Below are 11,538 nucleotides of genomic sequence, written 5' to 3'. Positions count from 1 at the left end.
CCAAACTAGGCCCAGCATCCTGTATGCTGACCACGCCAGAATCGGCAGTTGCGGACTTTTTCAACAGTATCTGCCAGCAGCGGACATTTAGCCAATAAGGTTTGCACTCGGCCGATTGTCTAGCAGGAGTATATGTCACTCAGCTGCTGCCTCTTTCCTCCGCAGCTCTGTCTGATGAACGGCTTGGCCAGTATCCGGCTAGACTGGTCCCATCCCGAGAGCCCCACCCCTGCTGGCTCGCTTCATCGTAAACCGAGAGAGTACGCTCGGCGACGGGAAGCGAGAGGCCGAGTTCGGCGCCCTCCGCAAGCATAGTTCGAAGATCCTTCCGGAAGGAGTCGATGTCGAAAGTCACGGGTTGCGGCGCGTCCCCGCGCATGCCCTTCGCGATCATCGCCCCACGCGCTTTGAGAATGTTCGCGCCGCCGGAGGTGTCCGAGAAGAGGTCGACAATCCGCTCCGGTTCGATGCCGAGATGCCGGCAGAGAGAATAGGCCTCCCCGAGGGCTTGGTAATAGACGACCAGGGGAAGGTTCACGGCAAGCTTCAGGCTCGCCCCCGCGCCGACAGGGCCAGCATGCTCAAAGCGACGGCACAACTGTTCGATGATCGGGCGCGCACGAGCGACATCTTCGGTGGTCCCACCGACGAGGCCGATCAACCGCCCTTCCCGAGCCGGACCCGTTGATCCGCTCACGGGGCATTCCACATAGGCTGCACCCTTTGCTTTGACCCGTTCGGCTAAGGCTCGTTGGGTCCTGGGCTGAACCGTGCTCATCTCGACGACGAGCTTCTCGGTCAGGTCAGCGGACAGAATGCCTCGATCGCCATTGAACACCTCATCCAAGGCGTTGTCGTCCAAAAGGCAGGTAATGATTGCCTCGGTCTGTTCGACGACCGCGGCCGGAGACTCGCCAGGAGCCGCGCCAGCCTCAACAAGGCTCTCGGCCTTTCCGGGCGTGCGGTTCCAGATCACTAGTTCGTGGCCGCAACTCTGAAGTCGGAACGCAAGGGCAGCGCCCATGCGTCCAAGCCCAATGACACCTATCCTCATCAACGTCTCCTGGTTTTCGCCCTCGCCGATACCTCTGCCCGAGAGGCAGCATGACAAAGCGATGCCGCCTCTCGATCCTGCCGCGGGGGAAAAGCTAGCCCTGGCCGTTCCAGCTCCTGACGAGCTGCTCCTGCTCGCCAAGGCCTTCGATGCCCAGTCGAACGCGATTGCCGGGACGCAGGTAGACCGGCGGCTTCATGCCCATACCGACACCCGGCGGCGTCCCAGTCGCAATCACATCTCCAGGCTGCAGGCTCATGAACCGGCTCAGGTAGCTCACCAGGAACGCAGCCCCGTAGACCATGGTCTCCGTGCTGCCGTTCTGGTAGCGATTGCCATCCACCTCGAGCCACATGCCCAGGTTCTGAGGATTGGGGATTTCGTCCCGTGTGACGAGCCAGGGGCCGATCGGGCCGAAGGTGTCCGCGCTCTTACCCTTGGTCCATTGTCCTGAGCGTTCGATCTGGAAGGAGCGCTCTGAGACGTCGTTGACGACGCAGTAGCCTGCCACATGCTCGAGCGCCTGTGCCTCGTCCACGTACTTGGCGGTTTTGCCGATCACGATGCCGAGTTCGACCTCCCAATCCGTCTTCTCGGAACCGCGCGGCATCTCAATGCCGTCGTTCGGCCCGCAGATCGCACTGGTCGCCTTCATGAAGATGATGGGTTCGGGCGGGACGGCCATGCCGGACTCGGCCGCATGGTCGGAATAGTTGAGGCCGATGCAGATGAACTTGCCGACCTGCCCGACGCAGGGACCGATGCGCGGATCGCCTTCGACGCGTGGCAGCGTGGTGGGATCGATGCTGCGCAGTCGGGCAAGGCTGCCAGGCGACAGAACGTCTCCGGCAATATCAGGAACGATGCTGGAGAAGTCGCGGATGTTGCCATCGCGGTCGAGAACGCCGGGTTTTTCCTGGCCAGGTGGGCCGTAGCGCAGCAGCTTCATGGGACTTCCTTGCTCTATTGAAATTCTGAAGGTGAACGTGGTCAGTTGTGGCTCAAGACTCGGTCCGTTCAGCCGCGTCTAGATCCTGTTAGCTGGGCATGGAAGGATCGAACCGAACCTTCGGCGGTGGTTGGATCTGATCCTCGATGTGCCTGAGCGTTGTCTGGTAGTGCTCGACGAGCCGCTCGACGGCCAAGTCAGCCTTGCGATCAAGCACGGCCTCCATGAGCCCGCGGTGCTCCTCTAAGGTATTGCGGTAACGTTTTGAGGAGGCCACGGAGATGAAACGGTATCTCTGCGCCTGATCCATCAGATCCTTGCAGATGCTGATCAAAATCGAGGAGCCGCAGGCACCGATGAGGGCAAGATGATAGGCCCGATGCCGCTCCTCCCAAGCAGGGTTGGTGCTGGTATCTTCCTCGGACAGCTTCCACGGTGTGCGGGAGAGGTGATGGAAGCATACGACAATCCGCTCTTCCCAGGCTTGATCACCATTCCTGATAGCCTCCTCGAGGGCCTTACCTTCAAGCCAGCACCGGGTCTTCACCAACTCGCGCCAGCCCTCAATGCTCACTGGGGGCACGAAGAAGCCACGCTGGTCCTTTCGCTCGACCAGCCCTTCGGAGGAGAGACGGTTAAGCGCTTCCCGGACCGGGTTGAGGCCGGCACCATACCGGTCGGAAACGAAGTCGATCAGGAGTTTTCGTCCTGGCTGCAACTCGCCATTCAAAATGTCCTGGCGAAGCCTCTCATAGACCGAGGTTGCCGCAGTTATCTTTTCGATCTTGTTCATGACGCAGCCCGCGCAAGGTTTGGTTCAGAGCCGAATGTCCCGGTGGAGGACGGAGGTCAACCGCCGGGACATCGTCTTACCCGTTATTGCGCAAGAGTCTCCTCTGTGACGCTCTCCTTGTGCCAGAAGACGAACCTGCGCTGGGCCCAGGCCACGATCCAGAACGTCGCCAGTCCGAGCAGGCTGAGGTAGATGATCAGCGAGAACACGCGCGGGGTGTTGAGCTGGGCAGCCGCCACGCGGATCAGCTCACCGAAGCCCTTGCCGCCGCCCAGGAACTCGCCCACCACCGCGCCGACAACGACGAGCACCGCAGCATTCTTCAGACCCGAGAAGAAATGGGGCATTCCGATGGGGAGCTTCAGCTGCACCAGGGTCTGCCAACGACTTGCCCCCATGGTCTTGAACAGCATGCGGGCGTTCTGGTCGGCGGCATGAAGGCCTGCTGCCGTTCCGACGATGACCGGGAAGAAGGCGATGAATGCGGCGAGCGCCACCTTGGATGCGATGCCGAATCCCAGCCATGACACGAACAGAGGTGCAAACGCTACCTTGGGCATGGTGTTGATGGCCACGAGATAAGGCATGACGGCCCGCTCACCGAACGCGGTCTCGCCCACGAGAACTCCGAGAGCGAAGCCGAGCACGACAGCGATCACAAAACCGAGGAGAACCTCCTGTGTCGTGATCCAAAGTGCCATGAGCATGTAATCGCCCGTCAGCAGGTTCCTCCCCACGACGAACAAGTCCTCAATCGTCTCCAGGGGGGACGGAAGAATGATCGGTGAGATGAGCTCGATCAGATAGACGATCTGCCACACGACCAGAAAGCCGATCAGCAGAGCCAGCATCGACACCCAACGCGGGACCCGGTCGATCCACGAAACGCGCTCCGCCCAAACGGTTTGCTCGGGAATTGCCGGGGCCAAGACTTGTGCTTGGGTCATTGGAACGCTCCCTTGTCGAGATGACTGCGGATGCGGTGAACAAGCGCTCCGAAACGCGGATCGGTCATCATGTCCAGGGTTCTTGGTCTGGGCAGGTCGACCGTGATAGCCTCGACGAAGCGCCCGGGTCGAGGCGACATCACATACACCACGTCGGAGAGGATCACTGCCTCGGGGATCGAGTGGGTCACAAGGAATGTCGTGGCATTGCGCTCAAGGCAGATCCTCTGCAACTCCATGTTCATGAAGTCGCGGCTCAATTCGTCGAGCGCGCTGAACGGCTCGTCGAGCAACAGGACAGCGGGCTCCGTAATCAGCATCCGGCAGATCGCCGCGCGCTGCGCCATGCCGCCGGAGAGCTCGCTCGGATAGACATTCTCGAAACCCTTCAGGCCGACAAGATCGATAAGCTGGCGCGCCTGGTCATGCTTGGCGCGGGCTGCCGCTTTGCCGTCGCGGATTTCGATCGGGAGCACGATGTTCTCCAGGGTGGTCCGCCACGGGAACAGGGTAGCCTGCTGGAACATCATGCCGATGTCCCGACGCGGCCCCATCACCGGCTTACCCTCGAGAACCACGCTGCCCGATGATGGCGGCTGCAGGCCCGCCATGATCTTGAGCAGGGTGGATTTTCCGCACCCGCTCGGTCCGATGACCGATGAGAAAGTGCCCTCCCGCAGCACCAGATCCACCTTGTCGAGGGCTTGCACATTGCGTCTGACGAAAGTCTTGCTCACGCCTCGCAGTTCATACACCGGTCGGCCCATAAGGCCGACCGGAGCAACAGCTTCTCCAGCCATCGAGACTACCGCCATCACTTCGAACCCTTGTTCCAGGCGTCGACGAACTGATTGGTGTATGCAGCCTTCAGATCCGGGAGCGGGCTCTTGATGACGCCGGAGGCCACGGCGCTCTTGTGCCAGAGTTCCCAATGCTCCGGCGGCTGGTAGCCCCAGCCCTTCGACTTGTCGAACGGCGTGATCCGCTCCTTCACCTGCTCGAACAGGGCAGCCGACAACTTGGTATCCTCGCCCTCCTGTGGGTTTCCGGCCTTCGTGTGCTGCAGGACCTTGTCCTTGTTCTCAGGCTTGAGTCCAAACTCCGTCGCCTGAACAAGGACACGGCCGAATTTCTCAACGGCCTGTGGGTTCTGGTCGATGAAAGACTTCATCGCCGCATAGCCATTGCCGAAGTAAGCCAGATACTGCTCGGGCGTGATCTCCCGCAGGTCGATCCCTCTTGTTTCCATGATAGCCGCATCGCTGACAGCCGCCGCATACGCCTTGATGTCACCACGCAGGAAGGCGGCAGCGGCAAGACCGCCATCGCCAACGGGCAGGAACGTGAAGTCCTTGCCTTCGCTCATCTTCTGATCGGTGAGAATTGCGCGAGTAAAGCCGACTTCTGCACCATCGGCCGTGCCGACGCCGATCACGGCTCCTTTGAGATCGGCCGGTGTTTTGATTGCCGACTTCTCGGGAACGACGACGCCGAAAACCGATTTCGCAAAGTGATTGTAGATGAAGACTACATCGACGCCGCGGGCCCGTGCGGCGAGAACCGGCGCGGGTCCAGGCTGCCCGATTTGCGCCTGACCGGCTGACATGGCCTGAAGAACCTGAGAGGAGCCGTCGACAGCCTCGACACTCACATTGAGCCCCTCTTTCTCGAACATCTTCTCGCCCATCGCAACGTAGAGCGGGAAGTTGTTCACGGCCGACGGGTTCGGAAGGACCACCGTTATCTTCGTGGGCGCATTCTGCGCGCTAGCGACGCTCATTGCCCAGGGAGCAAGGGCAAGCGTTACAGCTAATCCAAGAGCTTTGCTCATCTTCATCGACGTTTCCTCTCCTGCATTCTGCTGCTCATTGGCAGTGCCTGCGTTTGGTGCGGCACCCGATAATGTAGGCGTTGGTTCAGTATGTCAAAAAATGTATGATCAATTTTTCTGTCTTCGGTCATTAAAGCTACGCTTGTATTTTGTGCTGTGCACAAAAACTTCGAAAAATTCAGTCATTGCATTGTGCAACGCGAAATTTGCAATGGTTTAATGTAAGTATTGCCTGAACTTACTATACGAAAGTACAGCTCGCCTACGACCCGTAAAATACATTTTATGGCTAGCTAGACGACAATATTGGCACTGAAGATCGACACTTGGGATTCGGGTGCAACTTTTCGAGGGAGACAGCAATGGACGCGGGTTCCTATGTGATAGCGCCCACGGCTCGCGCTTTTCTGCCGGTGGCGGGAACGAGTCAGATATTCCCGGTTCGCAGGATCTACTGTGTCGGCAGGAACTATGTCGCCCACGTGCGCGAGATGGGAGGCGACGAGTCTAGGGATCCGCCTATCTTCTTCCAGAAGCCAACCGACAGCATCGTTCAGGATGGGAGCTCGATTCCCTACCCTCCCATGACGGGCAATTACCATTACGAGCTTGAACTGGTTGTCGCGATCAAGAAAGGCGGAAGGGACATCTCGGTCGACGATGCGCTTGATAATATTTATGGCTATGGCATCGGCCTCGACATGACCCGTCGCGATCTTCAGATGGATCTCGGCAAGATTGGCCTGCCCTGGGAGGCCGGAAAGGCCTTCGACGAGTCGTGTCCCTGCAGCCCTCTTCACTCCGTCGAGCAGGTCGGGCACATCTCGGAAGGCTCTATCCGCCTTACGGTGGACGGCGAGACGAAGCAGGATTCGGATCTGAAGCTGATGATCTGGAAAGTGCCGGAAATCATCGCGAACCTGTCCAAGTATTTCATGCTGCAGCCAGGCGACATCATCCTGACCGGAACCCCTGCCGGCGTCGGTCCGGTCGTGCCAGGCAACGAACTCGTGGGCACCATCGACAGGCTGGGAACGCTGACGGTGCGGATCAGCGGTTAATGCAGCCTCCTTGGTGGAATGAGTATCCAAGTACGGGCGAACAGCGGCCGGCGCTTGGGTACAATAACAATGCCCCGCATTTTGTATGTTACCGGCGTTCCAAAATGACTAGCGGAGAGTGGGTGAGGAGACTTGGTTTAGGCCTGTCAGGCCTGCCCAGAACGTACGACCGCCGTCTCGCGGAACGGGCGTGACCTGACTTCCGTCCGAGTTCCAACAAGTGTCAGGCCAAGCTGAAGGCTTCGTTGATGGCACTCTTCACGCCGCCCCCCATCTGAGGACCTCCGCCGGCCACGTAGATCGCGTCACCAACCGCGACTGCCCCCATGCCATGACGAGGCGTGAGCATCGGCGTGTAAGCCTCCCAGGTATTCCGTACGGGATCGTAGGCTTCAGTCTGCCCGTAGACCCTGTTCGTACCCTCCCCACCCATGACAAAAATCCGGTCACGATACCAGACAGTGCCATGTCCGGACCGGGCAGTGGGGATCGGGGCGCGGGCGGTCCATTCGTCAGTGTGCGGACTGTAGGTATGGTGCAGGTTCGAGTTAGTGTGGAAGCTGTCCACCCTGCCGGCGATCAGGTGGACGACCCCGTTCACCGCAACAACCCCGGTGTGGTCGCGTCCCAACGGCATCGGTTGGCGGCGGCTGTAGCGGTCCTCTGCTGGATTGTAGACGAGATGCCAGTCGATGGAGCGGCGGTTGTCGGTGCCGATGGCGCCGCCGATCAGATGAATCTCGTCCCCGAGGGCAACACAAGCGATGGCACCGCAGGCCTCCGGCAAGCGCCGAAGCGTGTGCCAGCGCTCCCCGTCAAAGGCGAACACGCCATCGTGCGGATTGCGGTTTTGCTCCGTGAAGCCTCCGAATGCGTAGAGCCGGTCCCCAAGGGCTGCCACGCCGACGTGGTTAGCTCCACGCGGCAACTGCGGAAGCTCCTCCCAGCGATCGGAACCAGGGTCGTAGGCGTGGTGATAAGGCTTGTCGACCTGCTGCTCCGCATAGCCGCCGACGAGGTGGACACGCCCGCGATACTCGGCTGCCCAGGCCATCTCGGTCCTAGGCAATGGTAATGGCGCGCGCGGCTGCCACTGCCCCTGGCGTGGGGCGGCGGGTGCCGGACTTTCAGTGACCGCATGTTGTCGATGGAGATCGGGCAGATCGATCCGGCCGGGCGCATTGAGGCGCTCGAACTGGCCGGAATGGTGCTCATGCTGCGCGAAAGCCGAGGTCGCGACGACACCCAAGCCCCCGGCGATGAGCGAACGACGGTTGAGCATCATGATCGCCCCGTTTTCCAGTTCGGCGGGGCTCATGCTGAGTGAACCATGACATCGCCGCAAGCCGAAACTGGCTACCGCCCCTCACGATGCGGTGATGATGGCAGGTCGGCGCGGCATCATTCCAGCATGGAGCTACCTTCCCACGGCGCCTGCTCGTGTTCGCTCAGGTTCACCTGTGCCGCAATAAGGTTCTGGAGCGCGATGGCGGGGTCATTTCACTGCGGACGTACACGGATCACAATATGGACGAAGCCTTGTTCGACCATTTGGAAGCAAAGGATGTTCTCGATGATACCGGCGCGTTTAGGAAGCAACTGCTGCACTCTCGTAGCCGTTCCCGGCTGGATAAGCTCTGCCCCTCCACCTAAGGAATGGATCCATAAACGTAAGGGTAACCCGGGAGAGCCTCGAAGCGCCGAACAGCTTTCCTGATCGTCTCCAAACCCAGGTTGATACGCAACCACGCGAGGTGGAACGTCGCCTTCGGGTCATTCTCTGCCGATCCCCTGCCTTCGCGAACGCCCGCTGTTCACTGCATGAGCGGACATTCAACCTAGTTCCGGGATTTGCCATACCGGAACTATCGTTCGATACCAAATTGGTAGTTGGGCCGAGCTGTGAAGCTCTTTTGAAATCACGTACGGAGGTTTCAGCGACATGTCTTAGGGCAGTGTGATGGTACGCTGGTGAGTCCTTGCACCAATCATCCCGTCAGGCGCGATCTCCTCTACGGGAATGCTCATTCAGCTCACCACAGAGTTCGTATACTTGAACCCTCGCCTCGAATCCCTTTGGCTGGATCGTGTCGACGGTCCGAAACGCAAAGCGGTCGGACACTTGGCGTTGGATGGCCTCGCTGACCAGGATCTCGGTACCGTATTCCTTGTTGAGCGGCTCCAGCCGCGCCGCCAAGTTCACGGTTGCGCCGAGGACTGTGTAAGCCATCCGGTCATCCGACCCGATGGTACCGACGACCGCCTCTCCGGTGTGGAGCCCGAACCGGGTCCGGTAGGCCGGCCAGCCCTCGCTCTCGAATTCCACGTTGAGCCTCCGGTTGGCCTCACGGCAGGCCAGCACGGCAGCACAGGCATGGGCGACATGATCGGGATCGTCGGCCGGCGCGTTCCAGATCGCCATGATGGCGTCACCAACGAATTTGTCGACCGTGCCGCTGTGCTCCGTCATCACGGCAGACAGCACGGCGAGATAACGCGAGGTGCGAAGCATGACCTGCTCGGGATCGGCCCTCTCGGTGATGGCGGTAAAGCCTGTGATGTCGGTGAACAGGATCGTGACCTCGCGACGCGACCCGCCAGGCTGGAGCGCATCCCCCGTGGCGACGAGCTGCTGGACGAGGCGCTTCGGCACGAAGCTGGCGAAGGTCCGCACCACAGTCCGCATCGTGGCAACGGATCGTCCGAGGTCGTCGATCTCACGGATGATCGAGCGGACCCGCCTCGTGGACCCGCCGGTCTCGAACCTCTGGATCCGGTCTGTCTCGAACGCCAGCGCCTTCATGGATCGCGACAGCATCGAGCCGATCCACCACACGACCGGGAGTGCCGCAAGGACGAGACCGAGCGCCAGGAGAAACAGCCGGCGCCGTCCGGCCTCGATCTCGGCGAAGAACTCGTCGAGCGGCGCCATGACGGCAAGGCTGAGACCAGAGGACCGGGCCGTCCCGATCGAGCGGAACGCCACGACGTAGGTCCGCCCGTCCGCCGCCTCGAAAATCTGCTGTGCCGCCCTGCCCTGCTGCCAGGCGTTCAAGGGCTGGGCAATGTCGACGGCCACGAGCTGGCCGAGGCGCGGCAGGTCGAGGGGAGGGTCTGCCGCTCGGGCATAAAAAACCTCCTCCATGCGGGGATGGGCGACGATCCGGCCACTGTCATCGAACAGAAACACGACACCAGAGGTGCCGAGCTTCTGCGAGCGCAGGAAGGCATCCGTCTCGGTGAGAAGGATGTCCCCGGCAACGACGCCACGTCGCCCTTGCGGGAACGGTGCCCGCACCGTGTAGCCGATCAGGTTGGCGAGCTTGAAAACGTAAGGCTCGGTGATCGGACCGGCTCCGGGGTGGAAAGCGTCCCGATACCATGGCCTCTCGCGCGGGTCGTAGTCGGCCGTGCGATGGTCCTGGGCGAGGATGGCTAGGTCGGAAGAGAGATAGGACGTGAAGCGGATCCGTGATGTCTCCCCGGCCGGTGTCTCCATGACGGTCAACCTGAAGGCGGCATCGGGCGGCGCGTGGAGCTGCGCGCGGACCGCAGGTCCTGCCCGATCCAGCACATCGAGTTCGATGAAACCGCCGTCATCGTAGCCGATGTAGAGATTGTAGAGCTGCCCGTGCCGGCGCAGGAGCGCTGCCAGGGTGGCGTAGAGCGATGGATTGCCCAGGATCGTGCCCGACTCGACGGGCTCGAGCTGCCGCAGGACCTCCAGGATATCGAGCACGTCCTTGAACTGCCCGTCCACCCGGTCGGCCGTGTGGTCGGCGACCCGGTCGATGAAGGCCAGGGCGGCCGATCGGGTGATCGAGCGGGCGCGATCGAAGCTGAGAAAGACCAGGGTGAGGCCGACGGCAAGCACCACTGCCACGAACAGCGTCGTGACGGAGAGTTGAAAGCCGAACCGAACCCGCATCATACCCCAGCCTTCCGGTCACCGCCCCAGCGGCGCCCTGACCAGTGTACCGGCTGACGCTTTCGAAGCGAAAGCCCGTCTTAATCGCTGAAGCTGAACCTGATTGTGTCGGTACACAGCAATATGTAGGGTGTGCGTTGCTGGCTTGGCCATAGATCTGCTGTAAGTTGCGGACCTTCCGCACTCGAAAAAGGATCAGTTCTGGCGGTCGAGAACGTTCACGCCTCTCAGCCCGCCGATGATTTCATTCGCCGACTCTGCCCCCCTGCGCAGGAACACCGCGGGCCTGCCCAGCGGCGCGGGCGCACGTGTCCATTCGCCGGCCCTGCCCGCATCGGCACCCGTCCAGAGGTCCGCCCACTCGGATCCTTCCGGAAAGTAGACCTCCACAGACGTTGCCCCCTTGTCCACAACCGGCGCGATCATGAGGTCAGGACCAAGCAGATACTGGTAGCGCAGACCATAGGTGTTGGGGTCATCGGGGTAGTGAAGAAAGAGGTGACGGGTCAGCGGATGGCCATGCTGCGCCGCTGCTGCGACATGGCGCTTGCGATAGGCCGCCAGACCCTTGTAAACCCTAGCAAAGCGTGCCGTGTGCGCCAAGAGTTCAGGGCTCGTGTCGAACTGGGCTGAGATTCCAGGGACGAGACCCTCGTGGGTCCGCAGGACGGCCGTGAAGGCGTTCAACTCAGTCCACCGCATGAGAAGTTCCGGCGTGCGTGCGATGATCGGGATCTCCCGTCCAGCAACGTCGAACTTGAAGGCGCTGTAGCCGCCCGTATCGCTGTGGATCAGGCTTCCTCCCGAGATGCCGCCAGACAGCATGCCGACGACGGCGGTCTTGATGCCGTCATACTCGCTCCAGTTCTGGATCTGGTCACCGAGCCAGAAGAGCGTTGCCGCACCCGGGCTCTGGGTGAAGCCGGATCGGTCGAAGAACACAATGTCATCGCCCCGCCCCGCCTCCTCGATCGC

Annotated in this window: 10 protein-coding genes; 1 reads left to right on the top strand and 9 read right to left on the bottom strand. The window is 61.0% G+C overall.

All coding sequences use genetic code 11. The features are described from left to right. Positions 1–139 precede the first annotated feature (139 nt). The 6 genes from AC0QTX_RS26300 to AC0QTX_RS26275 all read right to left on the bottom strand — a co-directional run bounded on the left by AC0QTX_RS26300 (position 140) and on the right by AC0QTX_RS26275 (position 5,580). A complete protein-coding gene (locus AC0QTX_RS26300; RefSeq protein ID WP_474606747.1) occupies positions 140–1,054 on the bottom strand; it encodes an NAD(P)-dependent oxidoreductase in 915 nt (304 codons plus the stop codon). 94 nt (positions 1,055–1,148) lie between these two features. Beyond that, positions 1,149–2,003: an ureidoglycolate lyase gene (locus AC0QTX_RS26295; protein WP_474606746.1), complete on the bottom strand. Its 855-nt coding sequence runs from the start codon at positions 2,001–2,003 to the stop codon at positions 1,149–1,151. Between the two features lie 88 nt (positions 2,004–2,091). Then, positions 2,092–2,796, bottom strand: a complete 705-nt coding sequence (locus AC0QTX_RS26290; RefSeq protein WP_474606745.1) for a GntR family transcriptional regulator — start codon at positions 2,794–2,796, stop codon at positions 2,092–2,094. 83 nt (positions 2,797–2,879) lie between these two features. Beyond that, a complete protein-coding gene (locus AC0QTX_RS26285) occupies positions 2,880–3,743 on the bottom strand; it encodes an ABC transporter permease (RefSeq protein ID WP_474606744.1) in 864 nt (287 codons plus the stop codon). After that, positions 3,740–4,480, bottom strand: a complete 741-nt coding sequence (locus AC0QTX_RS26280) for an ABC transporter ATP-binding protein (RefSeq protein WP_474606743.1) — start codon at positions 4,478–4,480, stop codon at positions 3,740–3,742. Before AC0QTX_RS26280 ends, AC0QTX_RS26285 begins: the two co-directional genes overlap by 4 nt. Before the next feature lie 77 nt (positions 4,481–4,557). After that, a complete protein-coding gene (locus tag AC0QTX_RS26275; protein WP_474606742.1) occupies positions 4,558–5,580 on the bottom strand; it encodes an ABC transporter substrate-binding protein in 1,023 nt (340 codons plus the stop codon). A gap of 356 nt (positions 5,581–5,936) precedes the next feature. Here AC0QTX_RS26275 and AC0QTX_RS26270 point away from each other — a divergent pair, with 356 nt between their 5' ends. Continuing rightward, the gene (locus AC0QTX_RS26270; RefSeq protein WP_474606741.1) at positions 5,937–6,635 is read left to right on the top strand and encodes a fumarylacetoacetate hydrolase family protein; all 699 of its coding nucleotides are present in this window, start codon (positions 5,937–5,939) and stop codon (positions 6,633–6,635) included. A 223-nt stretch (positions 6,636–6,858) separates the two neighbouring features. Here the strand turns inward: AC0QTX_RS26270 and AC0QTX_RS26265 are convergent, their stop codons facing one another. The 3 genes from AC0QTX_RS26265 to AC0QTX_RS26255 all read right to left on the bottom strand — a co-directional run. Then, entirely contained in the window at positions 6,859–7,953 is a 1,095-nt protein-coding gene (locus AC0QTX_RS26265) for a Kelch repeat-containing protein (RefSeq protein WP_474606740.1), read from the bottom strand. A 678-nt stretch (positions 7,954–8,631) separates the two neighbouring features. Continuing rightward, positions 8,632–10,566, bottom strand: coding sequence for an adenylate/guanylate cyclase domain-containing protein (locus AC0QTX_RS26260; RefSeq protein ID WP_474606739.1), 1,935 nt, complete (start codon positions 10,564–10,566; stop codon positions 8,632–8,634). 192 nt (positions 10,567–10,758) lie between these two features. Beyond that, positions 10,759–11,538, bottom strand: a 780-nt coding sequence (locus tag AC0QTX_RS26255) for a TIM-barrel domain-containing protein (RefSeq protein WP_474606738.1), incomplete at its 5' end; no start/stop codon positions are given.

Source organism: Microvirga sp. jy35 (assembly GCF_056148915.1).
The sequence above is the reverse complement of the archived record's forward strand: the minus strand, read 5'-3'. Positions and strand labels throughout refer to the sequence as shown.